The 17,749-nt window shown below is 69.2% G+C and carries 15 protein-coding genes and 1 pseudogene; 11 read left to right on the forward strand and 5 right to left on the reverse strand.

Annotation, left to right across the window (positions count from 1 at the left end; genetic code table 11):
* Positions 1-346 precede the first annotated feature (346 nt).
* The 11 genes and pseudogenes from LJE69_RS10410 (at position 347) to LJE69_RS10455 (ending at position 9,252) form a co-directional block, all read left to right on the forward strand.
* The gene (locus LJE69_RS10410; RefSeq protein WP_296924609.1) at positions 347-565 is read left to right on the forward strand and encodes a heavy-metal-associated domain-containing protein; all 219 of its coding nucleotides are present in this window, start codon (positions 347-349) and stop codon (positions 563-565) included.
* Positions 566-653: 88 nt separating this feature from the next.
* Positions 654-3,179 (forward strand): heavy metal translocating P-type ATPase, encoded by a 2,526-nt coding sequence (locus LJE69_RS10415; RefSeq protein ID WP_296924611.1) that lies wholly within the window; start codon positions 654-656, stop codon positions 3,177-3,179.
* A 219-nt stretch (positions 3,180-3,398) separates the two neighbouring features.
* Positions 3,399-4,205 carry a hypothetical protein gene (locus LJE69_RS10420; protein ID WP_296924614.1) on the forward strand — a complete coding sequence of 269 codons (807 nt, stop codon included), beginning with the start codon at positions 3,399-3,401 and terminating at the stop codon, positions 4,203-4,205.
* A 110-nt stretch (positions 4,206-4,315) separates the two neighbouring features.
* Positions 4,316-4,537, forward strand: a complete 222-nt coding sequence (locus LJE69_RS10425; RefSeq protein WP_296924616.1) for a hypothetical protein — start codon at positions 4,316-4,318, stop codon at positions 4,535-4,537.
* 91 nt (positions 4,538-4,628) lie between these two features.
* Positions 4,629-5,450: pseudogene (locus LJE69_RS21000) on the forward strand (efflux RND transporter permease subunit); the annotation flags it as partial.
* A gap of 406 nt (positions 5,451-5,856) precedes the next feature.
* The gene (locus tag LJE69_RS21005; RefSeq protein ID WP_367114660.1) at positions 5,857-6,003 is read left to right on the forward strand and encodes a hypothetical protein; all 147 of its coding nucleotides are present in this window, start codon (positions 5,857-5,859) and stop codon (positions 6,001-6,003) included.
* Positions 6,004-6,016: 13 nt separating this feature from the next.
* Positions 6,017-6,673, forward strand: coding sequence for a class I SAM-dependent methyltransferase (locus LJE69_RS10435; protein WP_296924618.1), 657 nt, complete (start codon positions 6,017-6,019; stop codon positions 6,671-6,673).
* 207 nt (positions 6,674-6,880) lie between these two features.
* On the forward strand, positions 6,881-7,441 hold the full coding sequence (locus LJE69_RS10440; protein WP_296924621.1) for a hypothetical protein: 561 nt from the start codon (positions 6,881-6,883) through the stop codon (positions 7,439-7,441).
* Positions 7,442-7,734: 293 nt separating this feature from the next.
* Entirely contained in the window at positions 7,735-8,385 is a 651-nt protein-coding gene (locus LJE69_RS10445; protein ID WP_296924623.1) for a DUF4405 domain-containing protein, read from the forward strand.
* Positions 8,386-8,600: 215 nt separating this feature from the next.
* Positions 8,601-8,975, forward strand: a complete 375-nt coding sequence (locus LJE69_RS10450; RefSeq protein ID WP_296924625.1) for a copper-binding protein — start codon at positions 8,601-8,603, stop codon at positions 8,973-8,975.
* A gap of 31 nt (positions 8,976-9,006) precedes the next feature.
* Positions 9,007-9,252: a hypothetical protein gene (locus tag LJE69_RS10455; protein WP_296924627.1), complete on the forward strand. Its 246-nt coding sequence runs from the start codon at positions 9,007-9,009 to the stop codon at positions 9,250-9,252.
* Between the two features lie 211 nt (positions 9,253-9,463).
* Here the strand turns inward: LJE69_RS10455 and LJE69_RS10460 are convergent, their stop codons facing one another.
* From LJE69_RS10460 to ftsB, 5 genes are all read right to left on the reverse strand, one after another.
* Positions 9,464-14,413 (reverse strand): chemotaxis protein CheB, encoded by a 4,950-nt coding sequence (locus LJE69_RS10460; RefSeq protein ID WP_296924630.1) that lies wholly within the window; start codon positions 14,411-14,413, stop codon positions 9,464-9,466.
* A gap of 613 nt (positions 14,414-15,026) precedes the next feature.
* The gene (truD, locus tag LJE69_RS10465; RefSeq protein WP_296924631.1) at positions 15,027-16,100 is read right to left on the reverse strand and encodes a tRNA pseudouridine(13) synthase TruD; all 1,074 of its coding nucleotides are present in this window, start codon (positions 16,098-16,100) and stop codon (positions 15,027-15,029) included.
* 98 nt (positions 16,101-16,198) lie between these two features.
* Positions 16,199-16,672, reverse strand: coding sequence for a 2-C-methyl-D-erythritol 2,4-cyclodiphosphate synthase (gene ispF / locus LJE69_RS10470; protein WP_296924633.1), 474 nt, complete (start codon positions 16,670-16,672; stop codon positions 16,199-16,201).
* Positions 16,673-16,680: 8 nt separating this feature from the next.
* A complete protein-coding gene (gene ispD, locus LJE69_RS10475) occupies positions 16,681-17,412 on the reverse strand; it encodes a 2-C-methyl-D-erythritol 4-phosphate cytidylyltransferase (protein WP_296924635.1) in 732 nt (243 codons plus the stop codon).
* 22 nt (positions 17,413-17,434) lie between these two features.
* Positions 17,435-17,731 carry a cell division protein FtsB gene (gene ftsB, locus LJE69_RS10480; protein ID WP_296924637.1) on the reverse strand — a complete coding sequence of 99 codons (297 nt, stop codon included), beginning with the start codon at positions 17,729-17,731 and terminating at the stop codon, positions 17,435-17,437.
* Positions 17,732-17,749 lie beyond the last annotated feature (18 nt).

Genomic DNA, 17,749 nt, shown 5'->3' on the forward strand with positions numbered 1-17,749 from the left:
GGCCTGACCGGGAGGCATTGGCCCGTAGCCGGACCAACGGCCGGAGACACCATTAGTGATCGCCCGGGCCATTCGGCAGGCAGGCACAGAGCGTCAGGCATCGGAGCTGTAGTGGGCACATCAGTTGCATTTTCCGCATGGTCATCCTCATGGGCTGGATAAAGGTCAGCCGCTGATCGACTCGCCACGATATTTGTAGCTTCAAGCAATAAATGCGCCAAATCTAACAGAGCATGCCGATTCCCGCGCCGTGGGCCAGGCGCCGCCGAACAAGCGCGACTTCTGGTGGATCGTCCCCACCATCGGGGGTCGGTTTCTCTCATCCGTGAGCTCACCGGAGGTCAGCATGATCGAGCTGAAAGTCGAAGGCATGTCCTGCATGCACTGCGTCAAGGCGGTCACCGAGGCGCTGTCGCAGGTGCCGGGCGTGACGAAGGTCCAGGAGGTCAGCCTGGAGCAAGGCAGGGCCAGGGTGGAAGGCTCTCCGGACCCGGATGCCCTGGTCGCGGCGGTCAAGGAGGCCGGCTATCAGGCCGAGGTCCGTGAGGCGGGCGCAGCCGGTTGATGGCCATCGGCGGAGGCGCTTCGCCAGGAGGCGCTCTATCCACGAGCCATCGGCTCAAGCATTGTCGTCCCGCCGGCAGGGGGTGGACATGACGAAAGAGGTGCGCATCGGCGTCGGCGGCATGACCTGTGCCTCCTGCGTGGCGCGGGTCGAGCGGGCCATCGCGCGCAAGCCCGGGGTCGAGTCCGCCAGCGTCAATCTGGCGGCGGAGACGGCGGTGGTCCGGTACGACGAGGTGGAACTCCCCGAGCTGCTGGAGGCGGTGCGCGGCGCCGGCTACGACGCCGTCGTCGAGCAGGTCAATATCGGCGTCTCGGGCATGACCTGTGCCTCCTGCGTCGCCCGCGTGGAGCGGGCAATCAAGGCGCTGCCGGGCGTGATCACGGCGACCGTGAACCTCACCACCGAGTCGGCGGCGGTCGAGTACCTGCCCGCCACGGTCAGCCGCGAGCGCATCGCCCAGGCGATCCGGGCGGCGGGCTACGAGCCGGCGGCGGCGGACGCGGCGCCGGACGCCGAGCACGCCCGTCACGAGCGCGAGCTGCGCGCCCTGCGGCGGGACCTGATCTTCGCCGCGGCGCTCACCGTCCCACTCTTGCTGATCAGCATGGCGCCCATGTTCCTGCCCGGCGTCCGGGCGCTGCTGTTGAAGCTGGCGCCTCTGCCGGCCTGGGACTGGATCGAGCTGGCGCTCGCCACGCCGGTCCTGCTGTGGTCAGGGCGGCGCTTCATCACCCGCGGCTGGGCGGAGCTGCGGCATCTCAGCCCCGGCATGGACACCCTGGTGCTGATGGGGAGCTGGTCGGCCTACCTCTACTCGCTCGCGGCGCTCACCATGCCGCAGGCGTTTCCGGAGGGGACGGCCCACCTGTATTTCGAGGCCACCGGGGTCATCATCACGCTGATCCTGCTCGGCCGCTACCTGGAGGCAGTCGCCAAGGGTCGGACCTCCCAGGCCATCCGCCGCCTGGTGGGCCTGCAGCCAAAGACGGCACGGGTGGTCAGCGCCGACGGCGAGACCGAAATGCCGGCGGATGCCGTGGTGCCGGGCGACCTGATCGCCGTGCGGCCGGGGGAGCGCATCCCGGTGGACGGCACCCTGACCGAGGGCCGGAGCCACGTCGACGAGTCCATGATCAGCGGCGAGCCCGAACCGGTGAGCAAACACCCCGGCGACGAGGTCATCGGCGGCACCGTGAACCAGACCGGCGCCTTTCGCTACCAAGCAACGCGGGTGGGCTCGGAGACGGTGCTGGCCCAGATCATCCGGCTGGTGGAGGATGCCCAGGCCGGCAAGCCGCCGATCCAGCGCGTCGCCGACCGGATCGCCGCGGTGTTCGTGCCGCTGGTCATCCTCGCCGCAGCGATCACCTTCATCACCTGGCTCTGGCTGGGACCGCAGCCGGCGCTGGAGCTCGCGTTCGTGGCGGCAGTCAGCGTGCTGCTCATCGCTTGCCCGTGCGCCATGGGTCTCGCCACGCCCACGGCCATCATGGTGGGCACCGGGCGCGGCGCGGCGCTGGGCATTCTGTTTCGCCGCGGGGCCGCGCTCGAGACCCTGGCGCGGGTGGACCGCATCGTGCTGGACAAGACCGGCACGCTCACCGTTGGGCGCCCGGCGCTCACCGACCTACAGTCCTACGGCGTTGCCGAGGACGAGGCACTGGCCCTGGCTGCCGCGGTGGAGCGCGACAGCGAGCATCCCATCGGCACCGCCATCGTGGCCGCGGCCCGGGAGCGCGGTCTGGCCCTGGCCGAGGCCACCGACGTGGACGCCGTCCCCGGCTACGGTATCCGCGCACGCATCGGTGAACGGCAGGTCGCCGTCGGTGCGCACCGCTTCATGGAGCAGCGCTCGGTCTCGGTGACGGCAGCCGCGGAGACGGCCAACCACCTCGCGAAGGACGGCAAGACGCCCATCTATGTCGCCGCCGACGACGCGCTGATCGCCGTGCTCGCGGTGGCGGACCCGATCAAGCCCTCGAGCCGGGAGGCCGTGGCCCGATTGCAGGCGATGGGGCTCGAGGTCGCGATGCTGACCGGCGACGGCTGGCGCACCGCCGAGGCCGTCGCCCGCCAGGTGGGCATCGAATCCGTGGTGGCCGAGGTGCTGCCGGCGGACAAGGCGGCGGAAGTCAAGCGGCTCCAGGAAAAACAGGGCGCAGAAGGCGGCAAGGTCGCCTTCGTCGGCGACGGCATCAACGACGCCCCGGCGCTCGCCCAGGCCGATGTCGGCATCGCCATCGGCACCGGCACGGACATCGCCGTGGAAGCCGGCGAGCTGATCCTGATGAACGGGGAGCTCACCGGCGCCGCGGATGCGGTAGCGCTGGCGCGGCGCACCCTGCGCACCATCCGGCTCAATTTCTTCTGGGCCTATGCCTACAACGTCGCACTCATTCCGCTCGCCGCCGGCGCCTTCTATCCGCTCAACGGCTGGCTGCTGAATCCAATGATCGCCGCCGGCGCCATGAGCATCTCCAGCCTGTTCGTCGTAACCAACAGCCTGCGCCTGCGCCGCTTCCGACCATCCCGGCCCGCGGCCAAGACCACGCCGTCCGATCAACCTCAAGGGTGGAACAACAGCTCCATGCAGACACAGGCGCCCAGCTAGTGCAGCGTTTCACCTAACTTTGCCTTCGTTGTCGTTGTCGTTGTCGTCGTCGTAATCCCGATCTCAACCGTCCGGGTATTCGATGACGACCACGACCACGACCGCGACAACGAGGGAGCCCGGTCTCGGAATGTCCGCAACGAAGCACTCGTGCAACCACCCGAAATGCGGCTAACCTCCGGTGGCCGGTGGGAATAAGCGCCGAAGAGGAGGATCACGATGGCGGCTTCAGACATCAGGCGTGGCAAAGCCCGCGCGCGCACCGCGGCGGCGCTGCTGCTCGGGCTCGGGCTCGGGCTCGGGCTCGGGGCGGCGATTTTGGTCCCGCCCGCGGCGTTCGCCGGCCCCCCCTTCCGCACCGACGACCCGGTGCCGGTGGACTACAGGCACGGTGAGCTGTACCTATTCGCGACCGGGAGTCAGGCGAAGGGAACCAACGCGGGCGTTGGCCCGGCCATCGAGGCGAACTACGGCTTCGCCCCCCAGGCCATGATCCACGCCATCCTGCCGATCGCGTACAGCCGCGAGGACGGCCGCACGAACTGGGGCTATGGCGATACCGAGATCGGGGTCAAGTACCGCTTCCTCGACGGCGGTCCCGACGGGACGGGCCTGATGGCCGGCCTCTTCCCACTCGTCGAGCTGCCCACTGGCGATGAGCACTTGGGCCTCGGCGCGGGCAAGACCCAGGTCTACGTGCCGCTTTGGCTGCAGAAGGTATTCGGCCGCTGGACCACCTACGGCGGCGGCGGCTATTGGTTCAATCCCGGCAGCGGCAACAAGGACTACTGGTTCGTCGGCTGGCTGCTTCAGCGGCAGGTCACGGACCAGCTCGCCCTCGGCGGTGAGCTGTTCCACCAGAGCGCGGACACCGTCGACGGCGTCGACAGCACGGGCTTCAATCTCGGCGGCGTCTACGACTTCTCGTCTCGGCACCACCTGCTGTTCTCGGCGGGTGAGGGCATCCAGAACGCATCGGAAACCAACACCTTTTCTTACTACCTGGGCTATCAGTACACCTTTTGATGGACGCACATCAGGATTCCGAGCCTGTCCTGCAGCCTAGTCGGCGCCCTGCCCGGCGCCCTTTGCGCCCTCGCCTGCTCGCAGGACACGCCAGCCAGTACGGACGACGCATGATGGCCCGCGCTGCCGCGCTGATCCTGGACCAGGGCCGCTGGTGGGTTCTCACCGAAACCCCCGGCGGCCTCGTGCGAAGAGCGGTCGAGCCGGGGCCGGCGAGGGGCGACCACACGCTGATTCTGAAGGGGCTCGCGGCAGGAGACGCGGTGGTGTCTCGCGACGCCTACCTGCGCTTTCATCGTGACTTTGGACAACACTACACGCCGCCCGATTGATCTGCCCGATTGAGCTGGGCTCGGCGCGGCGAGCAAATTCGGCCCCACGGACCGCGGCGCCGTGGCATGCATCCCGCGAGGGCCAAACAGGATGACCGCACTTCGGCTGCTCACCCGCCCGTCGCTCTGGACAATGGTCTACGCGGGCATGATCGCGTGGTCGGCCTACGCCCTCTGGGCCATGCCGATGGAGGTGCTGCCGCGCTTCGCGTATCCCCAGGTCGGCATCGTCGCGCACTGGCCCGGCGCCTCGCCTAACGAGATGGAGGCACTGGTCCTGAGGCCGCTGGAGGGCGAGTTGCTGGGGCTGTCCGATCTCGCGAGCCTGCACGCGCTCGGGCAAACGCTAAACCTGCTGACCCTCGGCGCCCTCACCGTCGCGGTGGGCCTGCTCGCCGACGACGGCATCATCGTCCTGGAGGCGATCTTTCACCGCTGGGAACAAGGACAGCTCGGCAGCGACGGGGTTTGGCTGGGCCTCAAAGACATTGCCGCGCCCGACAACAGCGGCACCCTGACAACGGTCTCGACCTATCTGCCGTTGGTCGCCGTGACCGGGCTCGCCGGCCTCTTCTTCGTCCCTTTCGCCCTGGCCATGAGCCTGGCGCTGATTGGCTCGCTCGTGGTCTCGCTGACACCGATTCCGCTGCTTGCCGCGAGGCTCAGATCGTCGCGCCAGCCGGCGCAGACGCGCGGTGGCAGGCTGCTCGCGACGCTCGGCCGACTGAACAGCCGACTGCTCGATATCACCATCGCACATCCGCGCGTCAGTCTGGCCATCAGCGCGCTGCTGCTGGCGGCGAGCGCGGGCGCACTGGCGCTCGCGCCGACCCACTTTCTTCCGCTCCCCAACGAGGGTGTGCTGCTCGACAGCTTCACCCTGCCCCCGGGGACCTCACTCGATCAGACGCGCGCCACGATGATCGACCTGGACATGCTGCGCAAGCTCTCCGCGCAGGCCGTGGCGCGACTGCGCACCGTCCCGGCCCTAACCGACCTATTCAACAACGACGCCTATCCGGTGACGCAACTGCGGATCAGCCCAAAACCGGAGGCGATGCGCGCCTTCGCGATCACTCCCGCGGCGCTGAGCCGGCAGCTGCGGCCCACCCTGCGTGGGGACGTCATCGCCCAGATGCCGGATGGGGACTATCGATTGGCGCTCTTCCTGCGCCTCACCCACGCCGAGCGGCTCTCCACCGAGGCGCTCGGAGGCATCCTGATCAAGACCGGGCAGGGCTGGACCCCGTTGGGCATGCTTGCCGATGCGCATTCGCTTCCGCCCCATCGTGCTGACCACGCTCACCGCGGTGCTCGGCATGCTGCCCACTGCATTGGGCTGGGGGATCGGTGCCGCGCCCGAGCAAGGGCTCGCCCTGGTCATCGCGGGCGGCGTCCTGTGGAGCTCCATCCTGTCCACCAACCTGCTGCCGACGCTCTATCTGCATTGGCGGCGGCCAGACTGAACCGGAGGTCGAGATGACTTGCTGTGCCATGTCCAACGCCGACACCGGCCGAATCTTCTCCCGCTTCGCGGGCATGCACCGCTGGCGCCATCGACTGCTGGGCCTGGAGCGCACCCAGCGCCAGCTCGTCGCGGGGCTGCGGCGGGCAGGCATCGTCGATGCCTCGCTGCTGGAAGTCGGCTGCGGCGCCGGGGAGCTCCAGCGCGCCCTGCTGCGGGCGGGCGCCAGCCAGGCGACGGGGGTCGACCTGTCGGCGGGCATGCTCGCCATCGCCCGGGCGGAGGCCGCGGCGAGCGGGATGTCCAATCGGACCGAATACCGCCAGGGCGACTTCACAGCGATGGCGGAAGAACTGCCGGACGCCGACGCGGTCGTCCTGGACAAGGTGGTCTGCTGCTACCCCGACTGGGAGCGCATGCTAGACCGCTCGCTGGGCAAGGCGCGCCGCCTCTACGCGCTCACCTACCCGCGCGACCGCGGCCTGACCCGGCTGGTGCTGCGGGCAATGCGCTGGGGCCTGCACCGGGCGGGCTGCTGCTACCAGCCCTACCTGCACGATCCCGAGCGCATCGCCGCGCGCATCCGGGAGCACGGCTTTCACCGGGTTGACGCCGCGCTCACCCCGGTCTGGCTGACGGAGGTCTACGCCCGCGCCCGAGACAGCCGCTGACCAGCGCGGACAGGACCGAACTGGCGCGGGGTGTGCTTCCAGGGAGTCGCCGTCCGGATGCTCGGTGCGTGCAACCAGCCGCTCGCCTAACGGGCGAGCGAGCCGCGCCCGCGTTCTTCCGGCGGTCGGTGGTGACTTTCGACCGTCGAGCGGTTTCCAAGAACCAACCCACTGCAAGAACCAACCCACAACTGGAGCAACCATCCGATGCGTAGAACACACTTGGCACCTCTTGCCCTGTCGGCCTTGCTGCTGGCAAGCCCGTTCGCCATGGCCGCCGAAACCGGCCAATCGCAGTCAGGGACCGCAACGAACACCGAAAGCGCAACGGCCATAAAGCCCGCCGCGGGCACCTCGGAAACCTCCGCTGCCGGTGCCGGTGCCGGGATGACGACGGGGAGCTCAGCGGCAACAGGGGCCGGCATGAAAAGCAGCGAGGGCAGCCAGAGCGGCCAGAGTAACGAGGGCGGCCAGGAGGCCGAGGAAAGCACCCAACCGGGCTACATGGGACCGGGCATGATGATGGGTGGCCCGGGCATGGCTGGTTGCCCCTACATGATGGGCGGCGGCGCGGGCATGGGGCCTGGCTACGGCATGGGTGGTCCGGGCGCGGGTAGGAGCGGCTGCATGGGCATGATGCACCATCACCACCACCATGGGACGTGCGGCGGGCAGAAGACCTACAACGCGCTGATGAATCGTCTTGACCTGATGGACGCGAGAATGGCCAAGATCGAGACCCTGCTGGAGGGGCTCATGCAGCGATAGGCGCTGCGCGGCCTGAACGCCCTGCAAGCCTGGCGTCTGGGCGGTCCGCACTCGGCGGATGGCCGGTTCCTATCTCGTGTCGGGAAGTGGCGATTGAGCAGCGCTTCCGGCGGGCAGGACCGCCCGCCAGGCTCTGCACCGGGCTCTGCGGCCGATTACCATGACCAATGCCGCACCGGTGGCCGGTCCGCTCGCGGGGCGGTGCGCGCGAGCCCCCTCTGCGGCATGAGGAGAACCAGCGGAACGACGGCAGCGGCGAAGGGTCCACAGTATCAGCCCGGCAGGAGGAGGGAATGAACCGCCAACGACTCAACTTCCTGGTAGACGCCGTCGCCTTCACCGCGTTTGCCTTTCTCACCACGACGGGCGTCCTGAGCCGGTATGTGCTGCCGCCCGGGTCCGGCCGTTACGCCACCCTCTGGGGCCTCAACCGGCACGGCTGGGGCGACATCCACTTCTGGGTCGCGGTGGTGCTGCTGGGCGTCCTTGCGCTCCACGTTGCCCTGCACTGGAAGTGGATCCTGTACGCCGTGCAAGGCAAGCGCTCAAACGCATCCGGCGCGAGGCTCGCCCTGGGCGTGGTCGGGCTCGTCGGCCTCGTTGGGCTCGCGGCCGCGCCGCTGCTGGCTCCCGTGGAGCAGGCCGGTACCCCGCGGCAGGCGGCCGGTCTGCCACCGACGATAGCGCGGGACGCCTCGCCGGCGCCGGCCGGGCCGGCAGCACCGCCCGCGTCGACCGCCCCGGGCATCGAATCCATTCGCGGCTCGATGACTCTGCGACAGGTGCAGCAGGCCACGGGGGTTCCCGTGGATGCCCTGATCGCGCGGCTTGGACTACCGCACGACATCGATCCGGACGAGCGCATCGGGCGCATCCGCAAGCGCTACGACATCTCGCCGGACGACGTGCGCCAGGCGGTGCAGAACTATAGCGCAGGGCATTAGATCTCGCAGGCGCAACACGCAATCAGCCGACCCGGTCTGCTGGACGCGCTCGACGAGACCGTAATAGCGCACCACGCGTTGATCGGCGTTACCGGGACGGGGCAGAATATCCGACCTTTTCAGTCGGCCATGCAGGACTCATCGCCGAACAACCGACAGCACAAACCCCGCTGGTCCATCGACCTATGCCTGCAACGCCAGACCGGAGATTCCAGATGAATAAGGTCATTCCGTTCACCGCCCTCTTCGCGGCGCTTGCGACGGCGCCCGCGAGCGCCGCAGATCAATTCCCGGACTCTGGCAAGACGATAGAACATGGTGCCATCAGCGAGGCCGACATGATGCACGGCGAAACCGGCGCCGGTGCTACAGGCCAGGGCGTCATCAACAGCGTTGATACGGACAAACGTATCGTCAATATCACCCATGGCCCCATCCCGGCATTGAGCTGGCCCGGGATGACCATGGACCTGCCGGTGACCAAGGATGTTGACCTGAACGGCATGCAGCCGGGCGACAAGGTGCGTTTCCACATCGCGCTCGGTGCCGATCAGGTCTACCGGATCACCGCAATTGACCCGACACCCTGACTCGTCGCGCTGCCGCTATGGAGACGACGTCATGCCCTACGACAAGACAAGGGAGTTGACCGACTCGACGCGCGACAATCTGCCGGGCGGGGCGCAGGAAATCGACCGTAAGGCGTTCAACAACGCCTGGGGTGAATACGCGGACCAGGACGATCGCTCCGAGACCGGCCTTGGACCGATCCTTGCCCGTGTCGCCCTGGAGGGCGACATGCCGGCCGACATTCGGGGCCGACGGCTCCGGGGAGTTCGCCCTGGAGGGCGACACGATAGGCGCTGATGCCGACACGGCGAGTGGTCTCACCCTTTCCGCGCCGGCGCACGAGTGCCCCGTTTCAGCCAATTTTGCAGGGCGCCAGCCCGGGTGGGGGCCCGCGTCGAGGAACCTGGTCGAAGTCTCTGCTCGTTGTCGTTGTCGTGGTCGTGGTCGGATACTCGACAACGACAACGACAAGGACCTGAGACGGTCTCGGGACTTGTGCACTGGTGCACTAGGTTGCAGCGCCGCGTGGCCCGGCCTCCGCCAGAATTGCCTGCAGGTCTTGCAGGCTCGGCGGCTTGGCCAGGTGGGCGTCAAACCCGGCCGCCAGCGCCCTGGCCACATCGTCGGGCGCGGCGTATCCGGACAGGGCGACAAGCTTGGGCACCCGCGGTCCGGGCTCCTTGCGCAGCGTCCGCGCGACCTCGTAGCCATCCATCCCGGGCAATCCGATATCGCACAGGACCACGTCGGGCACGAAGGCCCGCACCTGCTCGACGCCCTCCGGCCCGGACAGCGCGACCGCGACGATGTGGCCGGTGAGCCCGAGGAGCATCCGCAGGCTTTCGGCCGCATCGGTGTTGTCTTCGATGATCAGGACGCGCCGCCCGTCACCGCGGGGCCGGGACCGCGCCTGGGACAGTCTTGCCGGGCGCGGCGGCGGCACCATCGGCAGACGCACGGTGAGCTCGGCGCCCCGGCCCTCGCCGGCGCTCGCCGCGCTCGCGGTGCCCCCGTGCATCTCGACGAGCCCCTTGACCATGGCCAGCCCGAGGCCGAGCCCTCCCCGGGTGCGCGCGAGTGTCGTGTCGGCCTGTGCGAAAGGCTCGAAGACACGCGGCAGCATGTCGGGCGCAATGCCGATCCCGGTGTCGCGGACCGTCAGGATGGCCTGCCCGAGCGCCGTGTCGTGCACCGCCGAGACGACGACCCGCCCCCCGCCCGGCGTGAACTTCTCGGCGTTGTTGAGCAGGTTGTCGATCACCTGCGCAATGCGGATACGGTCGGCGTTGATCCACAGCGGCTGTTCCGGGAGCGCCACCTCGAGGCCGAGCCGGCTCTGGGCGATGGGCTCGCGATAGTCCTCGACGGCGCGCCGGATGAGGTCGCAGAGGTCCAGCCGCTCGCGCTGGAGCTGGATCTTGCCGCGCGCGATGCGGGTGACATCGAGGAGGTCGTCCACCAGCCGCGTCAGGTGGGTGACCTGGCGCTCGATGACCGCCTTCGCCTTCAGTGCTGTCGCGTCGCCCGGTGCCGCGTGGTCGATCACATGGAGGCTGTTGCGAATGGGGGCGAGCGGATTGCGCAGCTCGTGCCCGAGCATGGCCAGGAAGTGGTTCTTGCGCCGGTGGGATTCCTCCAGCGAGACGCGTGCCGCGACATGCTGGAGGGCCAGCGAGGCCACGGTGGCGAGTTGCCGCAGCAGGGCCTCGTCCTCCGCCGTGAAGTCCCCGTTCGCCTTGTCGGTGACCAGGATCATCCCGTTCGTGCCGCCACCGCGCGCGCGGATAGGCACGCCGAGCAGCCCGCGCACCCCCACGTGGCCATCCGGCAACCCCCACCACCTGGGGTGCGCGCGCAGTTGCGCGTCGGTGAGCCGTATGGCGTCGGTGCCGTCGGCCAGGTCCATGTGCACGCCGCCCTTGTCGACCTGGAACATCTCCTCGGGCGGGCGGGCCGACGCATGCGGCGCGTGCGGCGCGTGCGCGACACCGCCGACGATCGCCGTGCCGCTGACCAGCCCGTGCCCGCAGGTCGCGAGCCGCGCCCCGGTAAGCGGCAGTGCCGCCTCCGCGACGGCTTGCAGCATATCGTCGAGATCGGTCTTCGCCATGACCGAGAGCGAGGCATCGGCGAGCCGGCTCAGGCCCTCGCGGGAGCGCAGCAGCGCCTCCTCGGCGGCCTTCTTTTCGCTCACATCGCGCCAGGCCACGACGCCGCCGACGATGTTGCCAGCGCCATCTCGGATGGGGGCCGCATTGCACAGCAGCGAAAGCTTCTCGCCACGGGCACTGACCTGCACCAGTTCCGCGTCGAGCACGGTTTGGCCCTGGAGCGCGCGCACCAAAGGAAGCTCTGCTGGCGGCATTGGGGTTTCGCCGTCCGGCATAAAGACCTGCCAGTCGCAGGCGACCTCCTGGATCGACTTGCCGGCGTGGGGGCCGCCCAGGAGCTCTTGTCCGCGCCGGCTGATCAACCGCAGCTCGCCGCCGGCATCGCAGATGGTGATGCCCTCGGGCACATGCTCCATCAGCGCCGCCAACATCCGGTCGCCCGCCTCTGCCTTGTCCAAGGCCTGCCGCAGGGCCCGCTCGGCCTGCCGGCGCTCGGTGACGTCCAGGTTCATTCCGATCCACTCGACGACCTCACCGGCCTCATCGCGGATCGGCGCCGCATGAACGCTCATCCAGCGCCATGCGCCATCGCGCCGGCGGATGCGGTGCTCGTTCGAGAACGGCTCGCCGCGCCCGACGGCCTCTGTCCAGCGCTCGGCCGCCGCCGCGAGGTCGTCGGGATGCACCGCCCGCGTCCAGCCGCTGCCCAGCATCTCCTCGGCGCTCTGGCCGGTGAACACCATCCATTCGGGCTGCGGGGCCACGTGCATGCCCGACGGCGGGCAGGACCAGGTCACCGCGCTGCTCGCGGCGACGAGTGTGCGATAGCGCAGCTCGCTCTCGCGCAGCGCCGCCTCGGCGCGCTTGAGCTCCGAGATGTCGACGAAGGTGACGACCACGCCCGCGATGGCGTTGTGAACGGTCCGGTACGGAATGGTCCGCAGGATGAACCAGGCGCCGCCGTCCGCGCTCTGCAGCTGGCGCTCGGCGGGCGTCAGGGTGCGCAGCACCGCCTGCACGGTGTCGACGAGCGCCGAGTCCTCGAAGCGCGGGGCGAAGTCGCCGATCGACCGGCCCACATCGCTGTCGACGAGATGGAACAGACGGGTGGCCGCGGGAGTGAATTTCGCGATGCGCAGACGGCGATCGAGGAACAGCGTGGCGATCTCCGTGCTCGCGAACAGGCTCTGCAGGTCGCTGTTGGCGCCGCCCAGCTCCTCGACGTTCTGGCGCAGCTCGGCGTTGATCGTCTCCAGCTCCTCGTTCAACGACTGCAGCTCTTCCTGGGAGGTCTGCAGCTCCTCGTTCGCTGACTGGAGCTCCTCGTTGGTGGAGATCAGCTCCTCATTGGCCGACTTGAGTTCCTCGTTGGCCGATTCGAGATCCTCGACGGTGGTCTTGAGCTCAGCGCGGGTGGCGCGCAGCTCGCTCTCCAGCCGATCGAGGGCCGGCTCGTCGCACAGCCCGGCGGCGGCGTCGGGCGCCTCGGGCGTATCCAGCGGCGCGTGGTCCTGCAGCGCCACGAACAGCAGCCCGGCATCGGCCTCCAGGCCAGGCAAGGGCCGCAGCGTCAGCCGCAGGCGATGCATGCCGTCGTCGAGCTCGACGGGGATGTCGTCACGAATCACCCGCCGCCGCACCGTCGCCGCCATCTTCAGCGCCCGCCGGAGCTCCACGCGCAAGGCCGCCGGGAGCAGATCGACGAGGTTCGTGGTGACGGCACCGGAGGGGAGCCGGAAGTACCGATCCAGCCGTCCGGCCACCAGGATCAGGTCGCCACGATCATTGACCACCGCGCAGGGGGTCGAGTACTCGTCGAGCACGATGCGCTCGAAGGCGGTGCCGAGACGCTGCTGCAGCGCCAGCGGGGACTGCTCCCGGCTCGGCGCGGCCGGTACCAGCGAGGCCTGGCTGCGGGCGGCCATCGGGAAGTCCACGGCAGGACGGATGACGGTCTCCTTGCGGCGGAAGATCCGGCTCGGCTTGTCGATGGTCTCGAACAGCTCGGAGCCGCCGGCGAGACCCTCGGAGGGCCCGAGGAACAGGAAGCCCCCGGGGCGCAGTGCGTAGTGCAACAGCGGCACCAGCTTCCGCTGCAACGCGCCGGAGAAATAGATCAGCACGTTGCGGCAGAGAATCAGATCCAACTGCGAGAACGGCGGATCGCGGATGAGGCTGTGCTCGGAGAAGATGCACAGCTCCCGCAGCTCCTTGGCCGCCTGGTAGTGCTGGCCCTCGCAGACGAACCAGCGCGACAGGCGCTCGGCACTCAGCTGCTCGGCGATGGCCGGGGAGTAGCGCCCGGCGCGGGCTTCGGCCAGCATCTCCGTGTCCAGGTCGGTGGCGAAGATCTGGACGAAGCGCGCGGAGCGCAACCGTTCCAAGTGCTCCCGCACGAGGATGGCGATCGAATACGCCTCCTCTCCCGAAGCGCAGCCGGCCACCCAGATGCGCAGCGGCGCATCCGCCGGACGCCCCTGGATCAGCCGCGGAATGACCCGCTGCGCCAAGGTCTGGAAGGCATCCGGATCGCGGAAAAACTGGGTCACGCCGACGAGGAGGTCCTTGACGAGGGCTTCGGCCTCCGCCTTGTCCCGCCCGAGCAGCGCCAGATACCGACCGACCGCGGGCATATGCATCACCTGCATGCGCCGGCGGATGCGCCGCAGCATTGTGCCCTCCTTGTAGGCCGAGAAATCGTGGCCGGTCTGCTGCTGGATGAGATCGCAGATCCGCTCCAGGTGGTCGGCGAGCTGCGCCTCTAGGGTCGCGCTCGCCGCGTTGTGCGCGCTGGCGAGATAGCCGGCGTGCTCCAGCAGCTTCGCGGCCAGCTCATCCGGCGGCAGGACATGGTCCGCGAGGCCCGCCTCGATCGCGCTCCGGGGCATGGACGCGTACCGGGCGGTCTCGGGGGCCTGTACGAGCGTCAGCCCCCCGCGCTCCTTGATCGCACGCAGCCCCGCAGTGCCATCGTGGCCGGCGCCGGAGAAGAGCAGCGCGACCGCCCGCTCCGCCGCCGCCGCGGCGAGGGAGCGAAAGCAATGGTCGATGGCACCGCCGGCAACCCCCACGGTTAACGCCGTCACCCGGAAGGCGCCATCTGCCAGCGCCAGCAACGTGCCGGGTGCGATGACATAGGCGTGATCAGGCTCGGGCCGCATGCCGTCGGCCGCCTCGAGCACCGGCATGGCGGTGTGGCGGCCCAGCAGATCCGTCAGGATACTCGGCTGACGGGGCTCCAGGTGCTGCACCACGACGACGGTCAGGCCGGCGTCGGGGGGCAGATGTGCCAACACCTGCTCCAGCGGCTCGAGCCCCCCGGACGAGGCGCCCAGCCCCACGATCATTTCGGGCCCGTGCCGTCCCTCGGGTGTGCTGATGCCAGCTCCTTGCTGGTGCGGCGTGCGATTCATCAGGTTTCGTATCGCGAACGCGAGGGACTGCGGTTGTGCGGTGGTAAGCCGTCCGCGCGGTCTGGGGCACGCTCCACCGTAGTTAGGCGGCGAGTGGCTGGAAAGAAACGGCCTGCCAGGTCAGCGCTTGCGGCCGCCCACCGATAAGCCGGGCGCATCCCAAGGATTCTTGGTCAAAGCGCCAACATCCGCAACAGCGCCGAGGCCGGATCTGACAACAATGGCGCCATCGCTGCCTACGAGAAGCCCGGAGCGGTACCCGGCGGGACGTGGTGGCGCGCGTCGAGGGCACCTCGAAAAATTCGAGGTCCCCTCGCGAGTTCTTCTGGCCGAAACCGGCTCACGGCTAGCGACATGCTGTCCGAGTAACAATCCCGCATCCTAGAGGGCCCGCTGCCGCGGGAATGCTGGATTGCAAGACCTGACCCCGAAGATGTGACCCCGAGGATTTACGAGGATGGAAGAGCGGCCTGCCGCAGCCGGGATCAGCCGGCGCCCGCGCGGGCGCAACTGTCGCGCGCGGGACCGTGGTAGCGATGCAGCGAGCTCATCCGTCCATCCATACCGCCGCCAGCTCGCGCAGCAGCGCCGTGGCATAGCTACCCACGGGGAGCGAGAACTGAAGCCGTACCTGGTCTTCCGCGGCTCGGGACAACCGCAGGTCTTCCGGATAGAGCGCCAGCGGCCGGCGCTCCTGCTTGAGCCCGGCAGCCGCGAGGCCCTGCTGCCACTGCGCGAAGGGCGCGGCGATCTGTGCTTCGAGGCGCGCGACCTCGCCGGCGGTGAGCGGCTCGCCGGCGCCGAAGAGTGGGCCGGTGGGCTGGGTGTCGCCGCTGGCGACGCGCTCGCGGATGCGCTCGTCGATGGTCTCGGCCAGAAAGTGAGAATGGCTGCCGCGCAGTTGCAGCCGCTCTCCGGGCAGGGCGCTGTGCCAGTCGCCGCGCTCCACGCGGGCCGCCAGCACCTCATTGAAGAGCTGGGAGCGCGCCGCGGAGAGATAGAGCCCACGCAGGTGGCGGTCGGCGCGGCGGCCGCGGTCGTCGGCGGCGGGGGCACCGCGGAACATGGCCGCGGCACGGTGCAGGTTGTTCTGCTCGCGGCCGAAGCGCTGGGGGCCGTAGTAGTTGGGCACGCCGAGACTGGCGATGGCAACGACACGTGCCGCGAGCGCATCGACATCGCCCTCGACGTCGCGCAGCAGCAGGTCGAAGCGGTTGCCGGCGAGCACGCCGCGGCGCAGCTTGCGCTTGTGCGCATGAGACTCCAGCACCTCGATGCCGTCGGTGGCCAGCAGCGACCAGTCCGGCTCCGGCCTCGCGCCCAGGTGCACCGAAAACCACTGGGTGGTCACGGCACGGCGGTCCTTGAGCCCGGCGTAACCGACCATTTTGTGGGGCACGCCGGCCAGCGCCGCGAGGCGCCGCGCCGCCCAGTCGGTGTTGCAGTTGGTCTTGCGCACCCGCAGCATGCGGTGCTCGCCGTCGCCGTCGGGGCCGAAGGCGAGGATCTCATCGACCACGAAGTCCTCGGGCTGGCTGCGCAGCCGACAGCGGATCAGCGGCTCGCTGTGGGCGTATGGCAAGGTGTCGAACGGCCGCCACCAGGGCACGGGGACGGACATCTCGTCGGACTGCCGCGGCGCGCTCGCCGTTGCTGTTGCGGGCGTGGGTGCTGGCATTGACCGGTCGGCGTCCTGCAGGAGGCGGGGGTGTAGCCTGATCACGATGCGTCGAGCAGGACGACCGCGAAAGCGGCAATCCCCTCACCCCGGCCGGTGAAACCCATGCGCTCCGTCGTCGTGGCCTTGACGTTGACGCGCGCGGACGGACACCGCAGATCGGACGCCAGCGTCTCGCGCATGGCGGCGATGTGCGGCGCGAGCTTCGGCGCTTGGGCGGCGATGGTGAGGTCCGCGTTGTGCACGCTGAGCCCGCGCTCGGCGAGCGCGTCCATCACCCGCCGCAGCAGGATGCGGCTGTCGATGCCGGCGTAAGCGGCATCGTTGTCGGGAAAGTGGTGGCCGATGTCGCCCAGTCCGGCAGCGCCCAGCAACGCATCGCAGAGGGCATGAATGACGACGTCGCCGTCCGAGTGGGCGGCGAGCCCCTGGTCGTAAGGGATCTCGACGCCACCCAGCACCAGCCTGCGGCCGGTCTCGAACCGATGTGCGTCGATGCCTTGTCCAATCAGCATGGCTAGTACTACTCCTTCACCCGTCGGCACCCGTCGGCTGCCTGCTGTTGCCCGAGGAAGAAGACCGCAAGCGGCAGATCCTCGGGCCGGGTGATCTTGATATTGTCGGTATGTCCGTCGATGAGCCGCGGGCGCATGCCGAGGAGCTCGACAGCGCTGGCGTCGTCGGTGACGATCAGGTCCTGCGCCTCGGCATGGTCCAGGGCGCGGCGCAGCAGACCGAGCCGGAACGCCTGCGGCGTGTAGGCACGCCAGAGGTCACTGCGCGGCACCGTGGCGGCCACGCGATCGGCGTCGGCACGCTTGACGGTGTCGGCGATGGGCACGGCCAGCAGCGCGCCAACGGGCTCGTCCGCCAGCGTCGCCAGCAGGGCGTCGAGATCGGCGCGCCGCAGACAGGGGCGCGCGGCATCGTGCACCAGCACCCAGTCGTCGTCGGCGGCGTGCCGTGCGAGCACGTCCAGCCCATTGCGTACCGAGTGGCAGCGCTCGGCACCGCCCGGCGCGCGATGCACCCGCGGGTGCCCGGCATAGCCACTGGTATCGGCCCACCAGCCGTCCTCGCTGCCCAGCACGACGACGCAGCCGGCGATGCTGGGGTGGTCCACGAAGGCGCCGATGGCGTGGTCGATGACGGGCCGCCCGGCAAGGTCCAGGTATTGCTTGGGCACCTCTGCGCCGAAGCGCCGGCCGACGCCCGCGGCGGGGATCAGCACCCAGTGGCGTGCATGGGCGCTCACCGGAGGCCCAGTCCGATACCGGTCACTTGCCCGCCTCCGGCCTGTCCTTCTCGATCACCTGCAGGAAAACCTCTCCACGTTGGATCATGCCGAGCTCGCTGCGGGCGCGGTCCTCGATGGCCTCCAGTCCAGTGCGCAGGTCCTCCACCTCCGCCGTCAGCGCGAGGTTGCGCGCCTCCAGCCGGTCCAGCTCGGCGTGGTAGTCGTCGATCTGGGCGCGCAGGGCTTGCAGCTCCTCGAGGCTGCCCCCGCCCACCCAGAGCCGGTACTGGAGCAGACCCAACAGCAGCAGGAGGCCGAGGATAACCCAGCGTGTCACGGCTTTGCCCCCTGCTGC

It is taken from the genome of Thiohalocapsa sp., assembly GCF_022340605.1.
GTDB lineage: Bacteria > Pseudomonadota > Gammaproteobacteria > Chromatiales > Chromatiaceae > Thiohalocapsa.

Excerpts from the sequence above, each read along its gene's own strand:
- LJE69_RS10410 (WP_296924609.1), top strand. The coding sequence starts at position 347 with ATGATCGAGCTGAAAGTCGAAGGCATGTCCTGCATGCACTGCGTCAAG.
- LJE69_RS10415 (WP_296924611.1), top strand. The coding sequence starts at position 654 with ATGACGAAAGAGGTGCGCATCGGCGTCGGCGGCATGACCTGTGCCTCC.
- LJE69_RS10420 (WP_296924614.1), top strand. The coding sequence starts at position 3,399 with ATGGCGGCTTCAGACATCAGGCGTGGCAAAGCCCGCGCGCGCACCGCG.
- LJE69_RS10425 (WP_296924616.1), top strand. The coding sequence starts at position 4,316 with ATGATGGCCCGCGCTGCCGCGCTGATCCTGGACCAGGGCCGCTGGTGG.
- LJE69_RS21005 (WP_367114660.1), top strand. The coding sequence starts at position 5,857 with ATGCTGCCCACTGCATTGGGCTGGGGGATCGGTGCCGCGCCCGAGCAA.
- LJE69_RS10435 (WP_296924618.1), top strand. The coding sequence starts at position 6,017 with ATGACTTGCTGTGCCATGTCCAACGCCGACACCGGCCGAATCTTCTCC.
- LJE69_RS10440 (WP_296924621.1), top strand. The coding sequence starts at position 6,881 with ATGCGTAGAACACACTTGGCACCTCTTGCCCTGTCGGCCTTGCTGCTG.
- LJE69_RS10445 (WP_296924623.1), top strand. The coding sequence starts at position 7,735 with ATGAACCGCCAACGACTCAACTTCCTGGTAGACGCCGTCGCCTTCACC.
- LJE69_RS10450 (WP_296924625.1), top strand. The coding sequence starts at position 8,601 with ATGAATAAGGTCATTCCGTTCACCGCCCTCTTCGCGGCGCTTGCGACG.
- LJE69_RS10455 (WP_296924627.1), top strand. The coding sequence starts at position 9,007 with ATGCCCTACGACAAGACAAGGGAGTTGACCGACTCGACGCGCGACAAT.
- LJE69_RS10460 (WP_296924630.1), bottom strand. The coding sequence starts at position 14,413 with ATGATCGTGGGGCTGGGCGCCTCGTCCGGGGGGCTCGAGCCGCTGGAG.
- truD (WP_296924631.1), bottom strand. The coding sequence starts at position 16,100 with ATGTCCGTCCCCGTGCCCTGGTGGCGGCCGTTCGACACCTTGCCATAC.
- ispF (WP_296924633.1), bottom strand. The coding sequence starts at position 16,672 with ATGCTGATTGGACAAGGCATCGACGCACATCGGTTCGAGACCGGCCGC.